General features: G+C 72.2%; 15 protein-coding genes. All 15 read right to left on the reverse strand.

Annotated elements, in window-relative coordinates:
* Positions 1-9: 9 nt before the first annotated feature.
* The gene (locus tag JFN87_RS04415) at positions 10-2,142 is read right to left on the reverse strand and encodes an ABC transporter ATP-binding protein (RefSeq protein ID WP_209338523.1); all 2,133 of its coding nucleotides are present in this window, start codon (positions 2,140-2,142) and stop codon (positions 10-12) included.
* Positions 2,139-3,095 (reverse strand): ABC transporter permease, encoded by a 957-nt coding sequence (locus JFN87_RS04420; RefSeq protein ID WP_209338524.1) that lies wholly within the window; start codon positions 3,093-3,095, stop codon positions 2,139-2,141. Before JFN87_RS04420 ends, JFN87_RS04415 begins: the two co-directional genes overlap by 4 nt.
* Before the next feature lies 1 nt (position 3,096).
* Positions 3,097-4,080, reverse strand: coding sequence for an ABC transporter permease (locus JFN87_RS04425; protein ID WP_209338525.1), 984 nt, complete (start codon positions 4,078-4,080; stop codon positions 3,097-3,099).
* Positions 4,081-4,472: 392 nt separating this feature from the next.
* Complete coding sequence (locus JFN87_RS04430; protein ID WP_307865298.1) at positions 4,473-5,474, reverse strand: sugar kinase; 1,002 nt, start codon at positions 5,472-5,474, stop codon at positions 4,473-4,475.
* Positions 5,471-6,385: an SMP-30/gluconolactonase/LRE family protein gene (locus tag JFN87_RS04435; RefSeq protein WP_209338526.1), complete on the reverse strand. Its 915-nt coding sequence runs from the start codon at positions 6,383-6,385 to the stop codon at positions 5,471-5,473. Before JFN87_RS04435 ends, JFN87_RS04430 begins: the two co-directional genes overlap by 4 nt.
* The gene (locus tag JFN87_RS04440; RefSeq protein WP_209338527.1) at positions 6,382-7,047 is read right to left on the reverse strand and encodes a bifunctional 4-hydroxy-2-oxoglutarate aldolase/2-dehydro-3-deoxy-phosphogluconate aldolase; all 666 of its coding nucleotides are present in this window, start codon (positions 7,045-7,047) and stop codon (positions 6,382-6,384) included. Before JFN87_RS04440 ends, JFN87_RS04435 begins: the two co-directional genes overlap by 4 nt.
* Position 7,048: 1 nt before the next feature.
* A complete protein-coding gene (locus JFN87_RS04445; RefSeq protein WP_209338528.1) occupies positions 7,049-7,861 on the reverse strand; it encodes a hypothetical protein in 813 nt (270 codons plus the stop codon).
* Positions 7,858-9,003, reverse strand: coding sequence for a galactonate dehydratase (gene dgoD / locus JFN87_RS04450; RefSeq protein ID WP_209338529.1), 1,146 nt, complete (start codon positions 9,001-9,003; stop codon positions 7,858-7,860). Before dgoD ends, JFN87_RS04445 begins: the two co-directional genes overlap by 4 nt.
* Positions 9,000-9,752, reverse strand: coding sequence for a FadR/GntR family transcriptional regulator (locus JFN87_RS04455; RefSeq protein WP_209338530.1), 753 nt, complete (start codon positions 9,750-9,752; stop codon positions 9,000-9,002). Before JFN87_RS04455 ends, dgoD begins: the two co-directional genes overlap by 4 nt.
* Before the next feature lie 106 nt (positions 9,753-9,858).
* A complete protein-coding gene (locus tag JFN87_RS04460) occupies positions 9,859-10,617 on the reverse strand; it encodes an SDR family NAD(P)-dependent oxidoreductase (RefSeq protein ID WP_209338545.1) in 759 nt (252 codons plus the stop codon).
* A gap of 91 nt (positions 10,618-10,708) precedes the next feature.
* Positions 10,709-12,841 (reverse strand): alpha-galactosidase, encoded by a 2,133-nt coding sequence (locus JFN87_RS04465; protein WP_209338531.1) that lies wholly within the window; start codon positions 12,839-12,841, stop codon positions 10,709-10,711.
* Complete coding sequence (locus tag JFN87_RS04470; RefSeq protein ID WP_209338532.1) at positions 12,838-13,746, reverse strand: carbohydrate ABC transporter permease; 909 nt, start codon at positions 13,744-13,746, stop codon at positions 12,838-12,840. Before JFN87_RS04470 ends, JFN87_RS04465 begins: the two co-directional genes overlap by 4 nt.
* The gene (locus tag JFN87_RS04475; protein WP_209338533.1) at positions 13,746-14,645 is read right to left on the reverse strand and encodes a carbohydrate ABC transporter permease; all 900 of its coding nucleotides are present in this window, start codon (positions 14,643-14,645) and stop codon (positions 13,746-13,748) included. The genes JFN87_RS04470 and JFN87_RS04475 overlap by 1 nt, the downstream gene beginning before the upstream one ends.
* Position 14,646: 1 nt before the next feature.
* On the reverse strand, positions 14,647-15,939 hold the full coding sequence (locus tag JFN87_RS04480; RefSeq protein WP_209338534.1) for an ABC transporter substrate-binding protein: 1,293 nt from the start codon (positions 15,937-15,939) through the stop codon (positions 14,647-14,649).
* A gap of 144 nt (positions 15,940-16,083) precedes the next feature.
* Positions 16,084-18,175, reverse strand: a 2,092-nt coding sequence (locus JFN87_RS04485; RefSeq protein WP_245178717.1) for a DUF8189 domain-containing protein, incomplete at its 5' end; no start/stop codon positions are given.

Below are 18,175 nucleotides of genomic sequence, written 5' to 3' on the forward strand. Positions count from 1 at the left end.
CCTTTCAGCTCAGTTGTCGGCGGACGCGGTCAGGTCCGCGAAGTGGCATGCGTCGAGGTGGTCCTGGTCTTCCCTCCCGGTCAGCTGCGGTGTGACGCCGCGGCACTTCTGCTGCTGCGGCTCCGAGAGCGTCAGGTGGAGCGGGCACCTGCTGACGAACCGGCAGCCCGGCCGGTCGTCGGTGGGGCTGGGCAGGTCGCCCTTGAGCAGGACCCGTTCCCTGGTGCGTTCCGCGACCGGGTCCGGCAGGGGGATCGCGGACAGGAGCGCCTTGGTGTAGGGGTGCCTGGGGTTGTCGAAGACCGAGTCGGTGTCGCCGATCTCGACGATCCGTCCCAGGTACATCACCGCCACCCGGTCGGAGATGTGGCACACCACCGACAGGTCGTGGGCGACGAAGAGGTAGGACAGGCCCAGCTCGGCCTTGAGGTCGTTGAGCAGGTTGATGACGCCGGCCTGCACCGAGACGTCGAGCGCCGAGACCGGCTCGTCGAGGACCAGCAGCCGCGGCTTCGTGGCGAGCGCCCGTGCGATGCCGATGCGCTGCCGCTGCCCGCCGGAGAAGGCGGCGGGGAAGCGGTCGCGGTGCTCGGGGTCGAGGCCCACCAGTTCCATCAGGTCCGCGATCTTGTCGCTGAGCGTCTTCCTGTCGCGCTCGCCCACCGCGCGGAGGGGCTCCGCGAGGATGTCGAAGACCGTCATGCGCGGGTCCAGCGACCCCATGGGGTCCTGGAAGACCATCTGGATGTCGCGGCGCACGGCGCTGATGTCCTGCTCGCGCTTCAGGCCGGCCGTGTCCTTGCCGCAGACGGAGATGGCGCCCCGCTCGGGCGGGGTCAGCCCCATGATCTCGAGCAGTGTGGTGGTCTTGCCGCACCCCGACTCGCCGACGAGTCCGAGCGTCTCCCCCTCCCGGATGTCGAGGTCGATGCCGTTGACGGCGAAGACGGTGCCCACCTGGCGCTTGAGCAGGCCGCCCTTGGTGAGCGGGAAGGTCTTGGTGACATCGGAGAGTTCCAGGACCTTGGGCCGGTCCTCGCGGGGGACGGCCGCGGCCCGGTTCTCCCTCTCGGCCGGGACGGGGTAGATCGGCTCGCCGCCGATGGCGGCGTCGTCGATCTCCGCGGCGCGCCGGCAGGCGGCCGAGTGCTCGCTGCCGCCTACGTCACCGCCTCCGGCGATCGCCAGCAGGTCCGGTTCCGCCTCGCGGCAGGCGTCCTGCACCGCCGGGCAGCGTGCCGCGAAGGGGCAGGCGTCGGGCAGGTCCACCAAGAGCGGCGGGGTCCCCTGGACCGGTGTCAGGGCTTCCCTGTCACGGTCGTCCAAGCGGGGAATCGCGCCCATCAGGCCGATGGTGTACGGCATGCGTGGGCGGGAGAAGAGCTCGTCGACCCCCGCACGCTCCACCGCGCGGCCCGCGTACATCACCATGACGTCGTCGGCCGATCCCGCGACCACGCCGAGGTCGTGGGTGATCATGATGACCGCTGCCCCGGTCTCGCGCTGGGCGGTCCGCAGGACGTCGAGGATCTGCGCCTGCACGGTGACGTCGAGGGCGGTCGTCGGCTCGTCCGCGATGATCAGATCGGGGTCGTTCGCGATCGCCATGGCGATGACGGCCCGCTGCCGCATGCCGCCGGAGAACTCGTGCGGGAATCCCTTTGCGCGGCGGTCGGGGTTGGGGATGCCGACGAGGTCGAGCAGTTCGACGGCACGCTTCCATGCGGCCGCGGACGAGATGTCCTGGTGGATCTGGAGCGCCTCGACGATCTGGGACCCGATGGAGAAGATCGGGGTGAGCGACGAGAGCGGGTCCTGGAAGATCATGCCGATGCGCCGGCCGCGCACCTTCGACATCCGCCGGTCGTCGAGGTCGAGGAGGTTCTCCCCGCCGAGGGTGACCGAGCCGGTGACCGCCGCGTAGTCGGGCAGCAGCCCCATGACGGCCATGGACGTGACGGACTTGCCCGACCCCGATTCGCCGACGATGCCCAGTGTCTTGCCGCGGTGCAGGTCGAAGGAGACACCGCGTACGGCGTCCACCCGGCCCGATTCCGACGGGAACGCCACCTTCAGGTCGCGCACGCACAGCAGGGGCTGCTGGGTGGCGGGCTTGGTCATGACTGCGCGCTGCTCGATCATGCGCGGCCTCCAGACTGCGAGGTGGGGTCGAGGGCGTCGCGCAGGCCGTCGCCGATGAGTGCCATCGCCACGGTCAGCAGCACCACCAGGGCCGCCGGCAGGTAGAACAGCCAGGGAGCGGTGGACAGGGTGCTCTGCCCGTCGGCGAGCATGGAGCCCAGGGACACGTCGGGCTGCTTGACGCCGAACCCGATGAAGGAGAGCGCCGTCTCGGCCTGCACGGTCGAGGCGACACCGAGGGTGAACGTCACGATGAGTAGGGAGCCGATGTTCGGCAGCAGGTGGCGGACGATGGTGCGCATCGGGCTGACGCCCATGAAGCGGGCCGCCGTCACGTACTCGCGCTCACGCAGGGAGGTGGCCAGGGACCAGATCACCCGGGCCGTGAGCATCCAGCCGAACAGTGTGAGGACGACGACGAGGACCTGCCACTCGCCGCGGTAGTGGGTGCCGACCAGGGCGATGATGAGGAACGAGGGCAGGATGAGCAGGAAGTGCACGAATCCGAGCATCGCCCGCTCGACCTTGCCGCCGAAGTAGGCGGCGGTGGTGCCGAACAGCCCCGCTATGGCGGTGGTCAGCAGCGACACCGTCACGGCGATGATCATCGACCTGCCGAGGCCGTGCACGAGCTGTGCGTAGACGTCGTTGCCCGCGCCGTTGGTGCCGAGCAGGTGGCCGCTGACGCCCGGGGAGACCGTGAGTGCGGTGAAGTCCGCCTCCGTGTAGTTCCAGTGGGTCAGGAACCGGCCGAACACCGCGAAGAACACGAGGAGGGCGAAGAGGACGAGACCGCCGAGCGCCGCCTTGTTGCGTGCGAAGCGCCGCGTGTAGAGCTTGACCGGGGAGAGGCGCTTGCCGCCCGAGCCGGCCTTTTCGGGTTCGGGCGCGCCCGTCTTGCCGGGGTGTGCCTCCGCGGCGTCGGGTCCGGCGCCTGGCATGTTGATGGCCACGTCAGCTCACCCTGATCCTGGGGTCGAGGGCCACGACGACGAGGTCGGCGAGGATCGCGCCGATGGCCGTCATGAGGGCACCGAAGGCCGCGACGGCGACGACGCCGTGCACGTCGTTCGTGCTGATGGTCTTGGTGAAGTACTCGCCCATTCCGTGCCAGGCGAAGACGGTCTCCGTGATGACCGCGCCGGTGAACAGCGCCGGCATCGCGAACGCGACCTGGGTGGCGACGGGAATGATCGAAGTGCGCAGTCCGTGCCGGTAGATGGCCTGCTTACGCGTCAGCCCCTTGGCGCGTGCCGTGCGCACGTAGTCGGAGTTGATGTTGTCGAGCAGCAGTGACCGCTGCAACAGGTGGTATCCGGCGTAGGAGATGAACGTGAGCGAGATCGTCGGCAGGATCGCGTGTGTCGCTCTGGAGGCGAACACCGGCCAGAAGCCGGAGACGTCGGGGCTCTGTGCGCCGGCGACCGGCAGCAGCGTGTTGCCCAGGGCCTGGTTCAGCGCGATGGCCGCGAGCACCACCGCGAGCGAGGCCACCGCGGATGGTGTGTTGAAGGACAGTACGGACAGGCCCTGCCACACCCGGTCGGCGGCCTTGTACTGGCGCGACGCGGTGTAGACACCGAGACCGACGCCGATGACGATGGCGAGGATCGTCGAGCCCAGGACCAGTTGGCCGCTGACGAAGATCCGGTAGGCGACCTGGTCGTTGACGCTGCCGCCGGTGGGCGAGCGGCCCCAGTCGAAGTGGGTCACGATCCCGGATATCCAGTGCCACCACCGGTCCAGGATCGGTTTGTTCGGATTGAGGTTGTAGAGCGACAGCGAATGGTTGATCTGAGCTGGAGTTCGAGGCGGTCGCAACGCGGTGTAGTTCGACGCGGGTTTGAGGAATGCGTTGGCGAGGAAGTACGTGAGGTTGGTCGCGACGGCGATCATCAAAAACCAGCCGACTGCTTTGCGGGCGATGTAACGCAGCACGGTGAGCCGGCCTTTCGTGACTGGGGCTGTCGGCCCGCACATCCGGTGTGATGGCCGGACGCGTGGCCGCGTTGACCGGGCACCGGTTCGCGAGCGCTCGGACAGGACGTGCGGTTCGTCGGTGGATCAGAAAATGAGTGGCGCGCGACCCCTCCGGTGTAGGAGCCTGACCTGTGGCGGCGGATCCGCACAGGCGGGCCGCGAGGCCGGGGTGAGCAGTGCGCAGGGCATGGGGCGACAACCTCGCGTGGGAGACAGCCGATTGAAGGCGGGCCGCGCGACTCAGCAGCGCCGTTCCTGACGATCGCAACTTGCTCGTGTGCACGTCAAGGCTGGTCAGGTCGCGATCCGGTTAAGCCGAAGCCCATATCAGCTTTTTTGCGCAAACGAGCTCAATGTAGGCGCGGCGTGGTCCGCGCGAACGCCTCAGTCCATGCGGCGTCGTCCGCGGACAGCAAGGCCTCGACCGTCCGGGGCGACGGCAGTGGGCCGTGGTCGGAGGAGACCCGCAGGGCGGATGCCGCGGTGAGGTGGCCGAGGCGCAGGGCGCGGGCCGGGTGGTCGCCGCGGACGGTGGCCGCGAGGAAGCCGGCGGCGAACGCGTCCCCCGCGCCGACCGGTTCGACCACGTCGACACGCGGGGCGGGCACGGTGTGACGGCGGGAGCCCGTATAGGCGGTCGCGGCGCGGCCGCCGTCCTTGACGACCAGGGTGGCGGGTTCCGGCAGCAGCGCGCGCACGTCGTCGGGGTCCGCGGCCGCCGCGCCCCACAGGTCCTGCGCCTCGTCGAGCCCGACGAAGACGATGTCCGCCCGGCGGGCCAGGGAGAGCAGCACGTCGGCGGCCGGCTCGGGTGCTCCGGTCCACAGTGCGGCGCGGTGGTTGACGTCGAAGCTGACGGGCCGGGCGCGCGCGCCGGACAGTGCGGCCCGCACGAGGTCGTGGCAGGACGGGGAGAGCGCCGCGGTGATGCCGGTGAGGTGCAGGAGGCCGGCGGTGCGGACGGCGTCCTCGGCGAGCAGGCCGGGGCCGAGGCCCGCGGCGGCGGAGTCCCGCCGGTAGTAGTGGACGTGGGTGCCGTCGCGGCCCGGGTCCTTGAACAGCAGCCCGGTCGGGCGCGCCGGGTCGGTCCTCACACCTGACACGTCGACGCCGAAGGCCGCGACGCGCTCGCGCACCATGCGGCCGAGCGGATCGTCGCCCAGGGCGGAGACCCAGCGGGCGGGCACGCCGTGATCGGCGAGGTAGCAGGCGACGTTGGACTCGGCGCCCGCCATGTCGAGCGTGAGGTGGTGCGCCGCGTCGAGCGGGCCCAGCGGGGCGGGCGCCATGGCCGCCATCGTCTCGCCGACGCAGGCGACCGGCCCGCGGGGTGCCGGCAGTGGCCTGCTCACGCGCCGGTCCCCGTCCCGAGGAGCCCGGGCGCGGGACGGAACGCCGGGACCGGCACGCCCGGCACGTCGGCACGGGTGGCGAAGACCGCGCCGTCGAGCGCGCCCGGGCGCCCGAGCCCGGTGCGTGCGCTGGTGACGTAAAGGGTGCGCAGGTCGTCGCCGCCCAGGCAGACCCCGGCCGGTTGCGACGCGGGCAGTTCGACGGTGCGGTCGCGCACGCCTTCGCGGGTGAAGTGGTGCACGACTCCCTTGCCCCACACGGCCGTCCACAGGCCGCCCTCCGCGTCCACCGCCATCCCGTCGGGACCGCCCGAGGCCAGCTCGGTGAACACCGTTCCCGGGCCGATCTCCCCGCTTTCCGGGTCGACGGTGTGCCTGCGTACCACCCGGCGTGCGGTGTCGGTGAGGTACATGGTGGTGCCGTCGGCGCCGAACGCCGGGCCGTTGGGGATGGTGATGCCGGTGAGCACACGGCTGACCGTGCCGTCCGGGTCGACGCGGTAGAGGGAGCCCGCGCCCTCGGCCTCGTCGTAGGCCATGCTGCCCGCCCAGAAGCGGCCGTGCGGGTCGGCGGACGCGTCGTTCATGCGCGCGGGTGACGGCGCGCCGTCCTCGGGACGGGCGAGCCACGTGGTGTCTCCGCCCGGGCCGAGGAGGCAGATGCCGGTGCCCGCGGCCGCGATCCAGTGGCCGGGGCGGCCCGCCACCGGGGCCACGGCGCCGAGCGGTTCCGGCAGGGTGGCGACCACGTCGAAGCGTGCGGTGGGGTCGTCCCCGCCGTCGCGGGCCGTGAGCAGGCGGCCCGTCAGGATGTCGACGAGGTGGAGCCGGCCGCCGGCCCAGCGCGGGCCCTCGCCGAGTGCGAGGCGGTCCGACGAGCAGACCCGGGGCGTCGGGTCCGTGCCGCTCACCGCGTCTCCCCCGCCCCGGCCGGTCCGTGGTCGGCGTCCGGTGTCCGCACGACGTCGAGGAACCTGCGGGCGCGCACGCGCAGCGCGTCGAGGTCGCCGCCGTCCGCCGCGTCGCCGACGAGTGGGGAGCCCACGCCCACGGCCACCGCGCCCTGGGCGAGGTAGGCGCGGGCGGCGTCCGCGTCGACGCCGCCGACCGGCACGAACGGCAGACCGGGGAACGGGCCCGCCAGCGCCCGCAGGTAGCCGGGGCCGCCTGCCTGGGCGGCCGGGAAGATCTTCAGGGCCGCGGCGCCGAGCCGCCTGGCCGAGACGATCTCGGTGGGTGTCATGACGCCCGCCAGGACGGGCAGGCCGAGGTCCCGTGCGGCGGTGACGCCCTCGCCGAGCGCGGGCGTCACGGCGAAGTCGGCGCCGGCGCGGTGGGCCGAGGCGGCGTCCTCGGCGGTGAGCACGGTGCCCGCACCGAGCGGCGCGCCGGGGCCGAGCGCCTTTCTCGCCTCCGCGATGACGTCGAGCGCGTCGCGTCCCGAGAGTGACACCTCGATCAGCGCGACGCCCTCCTCGGCCAGTGCCCGCACGGTGGCGAGCGAGGCGCCTGGGTCGCTCCCGCGCACGATGGCCACGATCCGGTGGGCGCGCAGCGCGCCGAGCAGGTCCACGTCAGTGTGTCCTTTCCTGTGAGTGGTGTGCCGTGAGGACGAGGCGCCAGCGCGCCTGACCCGATGGTGGCACGGTGGCGGTGTCGCCCTCGGCCGCGCCGTCGAGGGCGAAGACCCTGCCGAGCATGGGCTCGACGCCGATCGACCGGTAGGGCGCCTGTTCGGGGAAGCCGCCGAGGTTGCGCCACAGGGCGACGGAGAGCGGCTGACCGTCCGCCTCGACGCGCAGGGTGAGGGAGTCGGGGCCGTCGTGCACGGTCGCCTCGCCGGCCTCGACGACCGCGCCGACGGCCGTGCCGTCGGGTGCGCCCAGAAGATGCAGCGGGATGCCGGCGGGGCACGGCCAGCGGCCGGGCCGCCAGTGGGGGCCGCCATCCGGATACAGCCGCAGGGGCGCGCCGTCGCGCAGGGCCACCGTGGCGCGGTGCGAGAGGTCGAGCAGCGCGTGGGCCGCCCACAGGAAGCGCGTGCCGGGCTCGGCGGCCAGCCGGTAGTCGACGACGGTGTGTTCGGTGCCGGTGCGGATGCGCCGGGCGAGGGCGAAGCCGGGCCAGGCGGTGTGTTCCTCGTCGCCGTGCCGCCGCCAGGGCCTGGACCAGGCGTCGCCGTGGTCCGGCACGCCCCGCACGGTGGGCAGGCACTCCTCGGCGCCGCCCGCGTCGGCGAACGGGTCGCCGGGGCGCACGGTGTGCCTGCGGGGCTCGTCGCGGTGCCAGAGCCACTCCCGTCCGCCGGAGGTCAGCGATGTCCAGCGGCCGCCGTGCGCGGGGTCGGTGACGATCCGGGGCCCGGCCGCGCGCGTGCCGTCGCTCACCACTCCGCGAACGATCCGTCGTCGTGGCGCCACAGCGGATTGCGCCAGCGGTGCCCGGCTCGGTCGGCCGCGCGTACGGCGTCCTCGTCGACGCTGACACCGAGGCCCGGCGCGGTGGTGCGGTGTGCGTGCCCGTCGACGAAGTGGAAGGGTTCGGTGTCGACGAGGTACGAGAGCAGGTCGGCGTGCTTGTTGTAGTGGATGCCCCTGCTCTGCTCCTGGATGAGGAAGTTGGGGGCGGAGAAGGCGATCTGCAGGCTGGCGGCGAGCGCGATCGGCCCGAGGGGGCAGTGCGGGGCGAGCTGTGCGCCGTACACGTCGGCGAGCGACGCGATGCGGTGCACCTCGGAGATGCCGCCGGCGTGCGAGAGGTCGGGCTGCGCGACCGCGACCCCGGCGCCGAGCACGGGCAGGAACTCGGCGCGTCCGTAGAGCCGTTCGCCGGTGGCGACGGGTACGGGGCTCGCGGCCACCAGCGCCGGCAGCACACCGCCGTGCTCGGGCAGCAGTGGCTCCTCGGCGAACAGCGGGTGCAGTGGCGCCAGTTCGGCGAGGACGCGGCGGGCGCCCGCTGGGGTGAACCGGCCGTGGAAGTCGACGGCGACGTCCCGGTGCGGGCCGAGCACCTCGCGTGCGGCGGCGACCCGCTCGACTATGGCGGCCGTCTCGGCGGCGGTGGCCATCGGGGAGGTTCGCCCGGCGGCGTTCATCTTGACGGCGGTGAACCCGGCCTCGGTCTGCGCCGCGACCTGCTCGGCGATGTGCGCCGGCTCGTCGCCGCCGACCCAGGCGTAGACGCGCACCCTGTCGCGGACGGGACCGCCGAGCAGCGCGTGCACGGGCGCGCCGTACGCCTTGCCCGCGATGTCCCACAGCGCCTGGTCGAGGCCGGCGACCGCGCTGGACAGCACGGGTCCGCCGCGGTAGAAGCCCGCCTTGGTCATGACCTGCCAGTGGTCCTCGATGCGCAGAGGGTCCTGGCCGACGAGGTACTCGGCCAGGACGTCGACGGCGGCCCTGACCACCTCGGCGCGTCCCTCGACGACCGGTTCGCCCCAGCCGACGACGCCCTCGTCCGTCTCGACGCGGCAGAACAGCCAGCGGGGCGGCACGAGGAACGTCTCGACCCGGTCGATCTTCACTTGGTCCCGTCGCCTTCCGTGCGCGTGCTGTCCTGGGAGGTCGCGTGCACCTTGTCGAGGTCGCGTCCTGCCTGGTCGAGCAGGGCCCGCATGGCGCGTTCCGCGGCGTCGCCGTCGCCGGCGCGCACCGCGTCGAGCACGGCACGGTGGCTGGGCACCGGGTCCTCGCCGTGCGGGGAGCTGTGCACGATACGGTCGCGGTGGGCCAGGCCCGACTCGATGACCATCTCCATGCGTTCGAGCAGTTCGTTGTGGGTGGCGTTGAGCAGGGCACGGTGGAAGGCGAGGTCGGCCTCGACGGCGTGGTCCGCCTGCCCACCGCCTTCGATGCCCATGGCGGCGAGCGCGTCCTCCAGCGCCTGGACGTCCGCGTCGCCGCGCCGCTGGGCCGCGAGCCGTACGGCGGCCGGCTCGATGATGCCGCGCACCTCGCTGAGGTTGCGCAGCAGGGCGAGGTCGGCCACGGTGTCGGTCGAGCCGGCGAACTGCCAGCGCAGGACGTCCGCGTCGAGCAGGTTCCAGTCGGCGCGTGGCCTGACGAAGGTGCCGCGCTTCTGCCGGGCGTCGACCATCCCCTTGGCGGCGAGCACCTTGAGCGACTCCCGCAGGGCGGTCAGGCTGACGTCCAACTCCCCCTGGAGCGCGACGAGGTCGAGTGTCGCCCCCTCGGGGATCCGGCCGCTGAGCACCCGGCGCGCGAGGGCCTCCACGGTCTGTCCGTGCACTCCGCGGCGCGCGTACGGCGTCATGTCGTTTGCTGCCTTTCTGCTGCTCGTCGTGGTGTCACCGTGGCTCGTGGTGGTGTCACCGTGGCTCGTCGTGGTGCGGCCGGTGGCCGTCGTCGTGCCGCCCCGGTCACGCGGACGCCTTGACGACGCTCCAGCCGCCGTCGACGAGGAGGCTCGCCCCGGTGACGAAGGCGGACTCGTCGGCGGTGAGGAACGCGATCGCCGCGGCGACCTCCTCGGGCGTGCCGAAGCGGCGGACGGCGGTCTCGGCGACGCTGCGCGCCCGGTCCTCCTCGGGCACGCGGTCCCAGGCGGCGGTGAGCACCGGGCCTGGCAGGAGGGCGTTGACCCGGATCTCGGGCCCGTACTCGACGGCGAGCTGGCCGCTGAGCGAGAGCAGGGCGCCCTTGGAGGCTGCGTACGCGGGGTGGCCCGGGATGCCCTTGTGCGCGTGCACGGACGAGGTGAGGACGACCGCGCCCCGGTGTTCGCGCAGGTCGGGCAGGAGGGTGCGGAAGCCGAGGAAGGCGCCGGTGAGGTTGACCGAGAGCTGCCGCTCCCAGGAGGCGAGGGTCATGTCCCCCGCGGGCACGACATCCACCGTGTAGGCGTTGCTGACGAGCACGCCGACGGGCCCGAAGGTGTGGGCGACCTCGGCGACGCGGTCCCAGTCACCGGGGTCGGCGACGTCTGCGGCGACGAACGCGGCGCGTCCGCCGTCCGCCCGTATGCCCGCGGCGGTGTGCTCGCCGCGCTCCTCGGCGACGTCGGCGAGCACCACGGCAGCGCCCTCGGTGGCGAGGCGGCGCGCGGTCGCGGCGCCGATGCCCGAGGCGGCGCCGGTGACGACGGCGACGCGGCCGGTGAATCGTGCGGCCTGGTTCATGGCGTGGGTCGTCTCCTCGGGGCTTGCGGTGTGTTGTCCGGTGCTTGCCGCTGTCGTGACCTGCGCGGTGTTCGGGGTGGTGGTCGGCACGCTACCGCCTGTCCAGGACGGCGATCCCGGCGTCGTGCGCGGCCGTCCAGGCGAACGGCAGCCCGCTGTGGAGCAGGTACGCGCCGCTGTACTCACCACCCGATTCGGCGTCGCGGTAGCGGGCGGCCGGGTCGAGGCCGCGGAGCCTGAGCCTGGCGGGCCTGCCGGGCACGAGGGGGGCGCCGTCGAGGGGGCCGGTGCTCCAGGCGAGGACCGCGATGCGGCTGCCGTCGTCACGCGCGTACTGCACGCCGCAGGTCGCGTCGGCCGGCGTGCCGAGCAGCCGCGTCTCGCCGTGGTGGACGACGTCCCTGAGCTCCTTGTACCGGGCGATCCACCCCGCGGCCTCTGCGCGCTGCTCCTCGCTCCACCGGCGGATGTCGGCGCCGACGCCGAGTACGCCCGCCATCGCGGTGACGAAGCGGAAGGCGAGGGAGCGCGGCCGCGGATCGAAGACGCCGGGCGCGTCGGTGACCCACGAGCTCATGGTGTGCGGCGCGTGGGCGTGCAGGTAGCCGTACTGGATCGAGAGCCGGTCGAGGGGCGCGGTGTTGTCGCTCGGCCAGACGACGTCGGTGCGGGCGAGGGTGGCGTGCTCGATGCGGCCGCCGCCGCCCGCGCACCCCTCGACGGTGACGTCCGGGTGGTGGGAGCGCAGGTGGTCGAGGACGCGGAGGTAGCCGCGGACGTGCGCGGCGTCCAGGTCGAGTGCCTCGGCGGGGCCCGCGCCTGGCCGGCCGCGCTCGGTGGGCGGCCGGTTCATGTCCCATTTGAGGTAGCTGATGTCATAGGTGCCGAGCAGCTCGTCGAGGGTGTCGAGGACGAACCGCTGGACGTCCTCGCGGCCCAGGTCGAGGAGGAGCTGGTTGCGGACGAGCGTGGCGGGGCGGCCCTCGATGCGGTACACCCACTCGGGGTGGCGGGCGTACAGCTCGGATGCGGGGCTGACGGCCTCGGGCTCGATCCACAGGCCGAAGTCCATGCCGAGGTCGCGGACACCGGCGATGAACGCCTCGAATCCGTCGGGGAAGGAGACCTGGTCGGGGCGCCAGTCGCCGAGTCCCCCGGTGTCGTCGTGCCTGCCGGGGAACCAGCCGTCGTCGACGACGAACAGCTCGACGCCCAGGCCGGCCGCGGTCCTGGCCAGTTGGAGCTGGTCGGCGGCGGAGACGTCGAAACCGGTGGCCTCCCAGGAGTTGTAGAGGACCTTGCGGGTGCGGCCGAGCCGCTCGCCGGCGAGCCGGCGCTCGTGTCGATGCCAGACGCGGGCCAGGCCGTCGCGTCCCTCGGCGCTGAACGCGCAGGCCAGCACGGGGGTGGTCAGGGTGTCGCCGGGTGCGAGGCGCAAGGCGCCCTCGTGCGGCAGCCGGCCCGCGCGCACCCGTACGGCGCCGCCCGGTTCCGCGTCGGCGGTGATGTGCCAGTTGCCCGGCCACTCCAGTGCGATGCCGTAGGTGGGGGTGTCGCCCTCGGCCGGCAGCGCGGCGTCCTGCACGGCGAGCCAGGGCGCGTAGGCGTGGCCCGGTACGCCCTGTGTGGAGGCGATCTCGAAGCGGCCGCGTGCGAGGTCGAGTTCGGTGAGCTGGAACTCCTGTGACCACTGGCCCGTCAGGTACGTGAGCCGTGCGGCCTTGCGCACGGGGACGTTGATCGCGCCCGAGTCGAAGCGTTCCAGGCGGAGTTCGGACTCGCCCGTACACGTCAGCTCCGTCCAGCGGCGTACCACGTCGGTGCCCGGGACGGTCTCGTAGCACACCGCGACGTCCAGACCGAGCAGCTCGTCGGTGAACGTGAGCCGCAGGGCGCCGCCGTCCTCCGTGGTGGCGCCGGTGAAGGACCACCACACGCCGCGTTCCTCGCCGGGGCGCTGGGCGATCAGGTCGGCGCCGGTGAACGGCCGCATCCCCTGGGGGATGTACTCGGCGGGCGCCGCGTCCGCCGGGGTGATGAAGTGGGTGCGTCCGGGCCAGTCGAGTGGCGAGGGGCCGTCCTCGGCGCCGTGCGGCCCCCAGGCCGCCAGTTCTGGCCGGCTCCCGTCCGGGGAGAGGGTGACGGCGTAGACGGTGTGTTCGGTGTGCAGGATCCACGGCCCGGCCGCCGGCGCGGGGACCGGGGGTCCTTCGTGCGGTGTCACTTGACGGCTCCGAGGTTCAGTCCTGCGACGAAGTGGCGCTGGAAGCGGAGGAAGACGATGACGGTGGGGGCCGCCGCGATCACGGATCCGGCGGCGATGACGTTCCAGTCGGAGACGTACTGGCCCTGCAGCCCGATCAGCGACGCGGTGATGGGCATCTTGCTGCCGGTGCGCAGCACGGTGATGGACCACAGCAGGTCGTTGAAGATCCAGGTGAACGACAGGGCACACAGCGCGGCGAGCGCGGGCTTGGCCAGGGGCATGACGATGCGGGTGTAGATGGTCCAGGGTCCGGCTCCGTCGATGACCGCCGCCTGCTGGATCTCCTGCGGGATGGACCGCATGAAGCCGTGCAGCACGAAGACGTAGAAGCCCACGCCGAAGCCCACTTGCACGCCGATCACGGCGTAGAGGCTGTCGTAGAGGCCGAGCATCTCGGTGAGTTTGGAGACGGGGATGAGCAGGATCTGCGGCGGCAGCAGATTGCCGCCGAGCATCAGGAGCAGCAGGGTGCGGCGCAGCGGCAGGTTGTAGCGGCTGAGGGCGAACGCGGCCATGGAGGCGAGCCACAGGGAGAGCAGGACACCGGGAACGGTCACGATGATGCTGTTGAGCAGTGCCCTGGCCTGCCCGCCGTCGGTCCAGGCCTGGGCGAAGCCGTCCAGGGTGAACGAGTGGGGCAGTGCGCCGAGTCCGTTGCTCGCGATGTCGTCGAACGAGCGGGTCGCTGTGACGAGGACGAGGGCGACGGGCAGCAGCCACAGCGCGGACAGCAGCACGGCGCCGGTGTGGAACCCTGCCGTGCCGAGTGCCCGCCCGCGGGGGCGGTCGGCGCGGCGCCGTTCGCGGCCGTCGCCGGCGGGCTGCGTCTCGGCCCGGGGCGGCGAGGCGTGGGTGACGGCCATCAGTCGGCCTCCCTGAACGCGCGGACGAGGTAGGAGACGATGACCCCGAACGCGAGGATGAAGATGACGACCGCGAGGGCGGACCCGTAGCCGAGGCGCAGGGACTGGAACGCGGTGGAGTACATGTACGTGCTGAGGAGTTCGGACGAGTGGTAGGGCCCGCCGCGTGTCAGGGCCCACACCACGTCGAAGGAGCGCAGCGAGTCGATGACGATGACCGAGATGACCACCGCGTTGACGCTGCTGAGCTGCGGCAGTGTGACGTACCTGAACTGCTGGGCGCGGCTTGCGCCGTCGACCTTGGCGGCCTCGTAGAGCATGGGGTCGATGCCCTTGAGGCCGGCGAGGTACAGCACCATCACGTAGCCGATCTCGCGCCAGAGGGCGGGCACGATGACCGCGTACAGGGCGGTGGACTGGTCGGCGAGCCAGGGGTGGGCCCAGCTGCCGAGACCGAGGCCTCTGAGAGCCTGGTTGATCAGGCCGTCGGGCTGGTACATGGCCTGCCACACGAGGGCGGTGGCGACCAGCGAGAACACGACGGGCAGGAACAGCGCCGCGCGGTAGAACCCGATGCCCCGGCGTTCCTGCTGGAGCAGGAGCGCCGCGCCGAGGCCGAGGACGATCGACAGGCCGCCGAAGAGCACCAGCCACAGGACGGTGTCGAGGAACGCCTTGCCGAAGACGCCGTCGCCGAACATCTCCCGGTAGTTGGCGAGGCCGACGAACGTCGGCGCCGACACACCGTTCCAGTCGGTCAGCGACAGGTAGAAGCCCTGGATCGCCGGCCAGAAGACGAAGAACCCCTCGGCGAGCAGCGGGAGCAGGACGAACGCGAGCACGACGGGCGGGACCCGGGTGGCCCGCCTGCGCCGCGTCGGTGCGGTGAGGACCGCCATCTCACTGGCTCCAGATCTTCTGCGCGTCGCGCTGCCAGGTGGTCAGGATGGACGCGATGTCCTTGGGCTTGGAGAGGAAGTGGGTCAGTGCGGTGTCGGCCGAGGGCTGGAGGGCGTCGCTGGAGTCGCGGTTGAAGAACTGCGTGACGTCCGCGGCGTTCTCGATGAGGGCGCGGCCCTTCTTGACGAGCGGGGTGCCGGAGTCCTTGGCCTTGGGGTTGACCGGTATGGAGGTGCCGGACGACCCCTTGAGGTAGATCTCCTGCGCCTCGACGGTGGCGAGGTAGGACATGAAGTTTTTGACCTCGCCGGCGTGCGGGGTGTGGGCGCTGGCGAAGTAGCCGTCGGTGGGGCCCTCTTCGGCTGCCGGCACCTTGGGGTCGATGATCGGGAAGCGGAAGAAGTCGATGTCGTCGAGCGCGTCCTTGGGCGCGGCGTCGGCGAAGAACGTCCCGATCAGCATCATGCCGGTACGGCCCTGCAGCAGGGCGGTGGTGGCGTCCTGGAAGGCCAGCGCAGTGCCGTTGGGGTCGAAGTACGGCAGCGCCTCGCTCCAGCGGTCGAAGACCTTGTGCACCTGGGGATCGTCGAAGCGGTGCTTGCCGGCGAGCAGGTCGCGGTGGTACTGGGCGCCGTTGATGCGAATGTCGAGGTAGTCGAACCAGGATGAGGCCACCCAGGTGGTCCCGTTGCCCGCGCCGAGTCCGATGGAGGCCACCTTGTGGCCCTTGATGGTCTCGCACACTGTGAGGAACTCGTCCCAGGTCTTGGGTTCCGTCACACCCCACTTCTTGAAGTGGGACTTCCGGTAGAAGACGCCCCACCAGTAGTAGTCGGTGGGTACGAACACCTTCTTGCCCCGCGAGTCGGTGCACAGCTTCTTCTGCGCGTCCGAGTACGTCGACAGGTCGGGGCCGCTCCAGATGTCGCTGATGTCGAGCAGCAGCCCCTGCTTGGCATAGGTGTCGGCGACGGAGCCCGGGTACCAGGTGAGCACGTCGGGCGGGTTGGCGGACGTCAGGTAGGTGGGAAGCTGCGTGCGGAAGGTCTCGGAGGCGACGGTGTTCAGCTTGGCCCCGGGGCCGCCCTTCTTGCCGTAGGCGGCGACCAGCTTCTCCATCGCGCTCTTGGCCTGCGGCGACGAGAGGTTGGACTGGAGCGTCACCGGGCCCTTGGCGGACTGCCCCTTGCCGCTCCCCGAGCCGGATGTGACGCATCCGCTGAGCAGGGCGGTGGCTGTGACCGCGCCGGCGCCCGCGAGGAACGTGCGGCGGCTGGGTGGTGTGGCGATCATGACTGACTCCCTTGGTAACCGCGGAAGGCGGCCCGGCCCCCTGGCGACCGGGCCCCTTCGTGCGGCCGGTACAGACTCGCGTGGTGACGCGGTGGCGTCAACATTAATTACTAATTTAGTTCTTCAACTGCCGGGCGAATCCGGTCAGAGCGTCGCTTGGTGGACGCGTCCCGCCACCCCGCGGAAGGCAGCGAGCACCGTGCCGTCCGGGTTGGCGGCCAGTCCGAGCGCGCCGTCGAACACACCGCTCGCCCAGGCGGAGTTCTTCGCCCACCCGCCCCAACTGCCGCTTCCTGAGGCCGTGTAGTCACGCTCCCACAGTGTGTAGTCACTCGCCCGCGCGTACATACGGACGGCGTTGCCCGAGGCGACGAGGGCCGGGCTGCCGCTGACCGTGCCGCCGAGCGACGTCCACGACGACCAGGTGCCCGACGCGTCGCGCACCCGCTCCCACACCGCGTCGTCGTTGGTGCGCACGGCGACGTGGGTGCGTCCTGCGGCGTCGGTCACGGCCGCGGGGCGGCCGGTCACGGTGCGGCCGGACGGGGCGCCCACCGGGGCCCAGCCGCCGGCCGGGCCCCTGCTGACCACCGAGCCGTCGCGTGCCGTCGCGAAGAGCGTCCAGTCGTCCGGGCCCGTGAACGCGACGGCGGGATCGCTCGCGAGGCTGCCGCCGAGCCTGAGCCACCTGCCCCAGTGCCCGCCTTGGCGGACGCGGTGGTAGGCGGCGCCGTCCGTGCCGCGCACGAAGACGTCGATACGGCCGCCGGCTGAGCCGTAGGCGGCGGGCGCCCCCGCGATGCGGCCGCGCACCGGGCCGCCCAGGTCGATCGTGTGCGTCTGCCAGGCGCCGTCGCGGCCGCTCTGCTCCCGAAGCGACCCGTCGGCGCCGCGGGTGAACGCGGTCAGTCGTCCGCGGTCGGAGACCAGTGCGGGGTCGGCCGTGGAGGACGTGCCGAGCGCGGTGCCCGGCGCGGCGTCGGTGCCGGACAGCTTGAGGGAGGCCGTGCCGTGCGCGGGCACCGTCACGGTGTACGAACCGGTGCGGGTGCCGCGGTCGGCCCGCGCGCGCAGGTCGCGCACGGCCACCCGCCCGGTGAGCCCCGCGTCGGCGAAGGTGACGGTGCGCCGCGCGGGCGCGTCCGAGCGGTTGAGCAGCACCACCGCACGCTTGCCACGTCCGCTGAGGACCTTGCTGTACACGTCGCCCGTGGCGTCGGTCGCGATCCGGACGCCCTGGATGTCGAGCGGGTCCTGGTCGACGGCGATGATCTCCGGGTCGGTCAGTGTGTCGATCATCGACCGGGGCAGCTTGCGCGGGTCGGAGCCGATGACGAGCGGTGAGGCCATCTCGGCCCACATCACCAGCTGGGTGGTGGACTCCTCCTGGTGCAGCTCGTAGGAGCCGTCGGCCAGTTGGCGCATCGGGACCAGGTAGTCCGGGTCATTGTAGTGGCCGGGGCTCTCGGCCTCGGGGTGTGCGGCGTTCGCATCCATGTTGCGCAGGATGTCCGGCCACTCCCCCGCCGTCGGACTGCCCCAGGCGATGTCGGTGCCGGTGCGCCAGGAGGTCGCGAGCGACGGGCCGTACGCGTAGGCGTTGTGGGCGTCCTGCGCCGGGGTGTGGGGGACGCCCCAGTCGTCGGTCAGCGGGTTGCACAGGTTGAGCAGCATCGGCCTGCCGGTCGCGGCGACGGCGTCGCTGAACTTCTTGAAGTCCGTGGCGGGATCGGCCTTCCCGGCGATGCCGCAGAGGAAGTCGGCCTTGATCGCGTCGACCTTCCAGCGGGCGAACTGCTCGGCGTCCTGCCGGTAGTGGCCGCCGCTGCCGAGGCCGCAGCTCTTGCCGCCGTCGTAGTCGCCCGCGTCGGTGTAGATGCCGGCCTTGAGCCCGCGCTTGTGCAGCCAGTCGACGAGGGCGGGTATGCCGGAGGGGAAGCGCTCCGCGTTGGCCACCAGGTTGCCGTCGCTGTCGCGCGGCACGTCGGCCTGCCAGCCGCCGTCCAGCCACACGATGTCGTAACCGGCCTTCTTGAGGCCGCTCTTGACGAGGTAGCCGGCGACGCCCTTGACCTGTTCCTCGGTCGGCGCGCCCAGCCCGTAGTAGGTGTTCCAGCCCATGTAGGGGGTGCGGACGTGCGCGGCGGCCGGGGCCCTTCGGGCATGCGCGGCGGTTGTCGCGTTCGCGGACGCGGGTTGGGCGGCGTGCGCGGTGGGCACCGCCACCGCGGCGAGT

The sequence above is a fragment of the Streptomyces montanisoli genome (assembly GCF_017813245.1).
In the GTDB taxonomy this organism is placed as follows: domain Bacteria; phylum Actinomycetota; class Actinomycetes; order Streptomycetales; family Streptomycetaceae; genus Streptomyces; species Streptomyces montanisoli.

Bases quoted from the DNA above. Each gene is read 5' to 3' on its own strand.
- JFN87_RS04415 (WP_209338523.1), bottom strand. From the start codon at position 2,142: ATGATCGAGCAGCGCGCAGTCATGACCAAGCCCGCCACCCAGCAGCCC.
- JFN87_RS04455 (WP_209338530.1), bottom strand. From the start codon at position 9,752: ATGACGCCGTACGCGCGCCGCGGAGTGCACGGACAGACCGTGGAGGCC.
- JFN87_RS04460 (WP_209338545.1), bottom strand. From the start codon at position 10,617: ATGAACCAGGCCGCACGATTCACCGGCCGCGTCGCCGTCGTCACCGGC.
- JFN87_RS04470 (WP_209338532.1), bottom strand. From the start codon at position 13,746: ATGGCCGTCACCCACGCCTCGCCGCCCCGGGCCGAGACGCAGCCCGCC.
- JFN87_RS04475 (WP_209338533.1), bottom strand. From the start codon at position 14,645: ATGGCGGTCCTCACCGCACCGACGCGGCGCAGGCGGGCCACCCGGGTC.
- JFN87_RS04480 (WP_209338534.1), bottom strand. From the start codon at position 15,939: ATGATCGCCACACCACCCAGCCGCCGCACGTTCCTCGCGGGCGCCGGC.